The 244-nt window shown below is 64.3% G+C and carries 1 protein-coding gene; it reads left to right on the plus strand.

The features are described from left to right. Nucleotides 1-59: 59 nt before the first annotated feature. Nucleotides 60-244, plus strand: a 185-nt coding sequence (locus RVY79_RS21155) for a metal-sensing transcriptional repressor (protein WP_317466577.1), incomplete at its 3' end; no start/stop codon positions are given.

Genomic DNA, 244 nt, shown 5'->3' on the forward strand with positions numbered 1-244 from the left:
GCGGACGCCCCTCGTGCAGCGCCTCAACCGGATTGAGGGACAGGTCCGAGGCCTGCGCGATGATCGGGGAAGACCGCTACTGCCTCGACGAGATCCAGCAGATCCACGCCGCCCGAGCCGCCCTGCGCGAAGTCGCCTTGCTGATCATCGACCAACACGTCTCTGAAGGCCTGAAGATCGCGGCCTCTGGTATCGATAACGCGCAAGCGGTCGAGGACATGATGCGGGTGCTTCGATCCGCGAT

The organism is Chromohalobacter sp. HP20-39 (assembly GCF_033052815.1).
Lineage (GTDB): Bacteria > Pseudomonadota > Gammaproteobacteria > Pseudomonadales > Halomonadaceae > Chromohalobacter.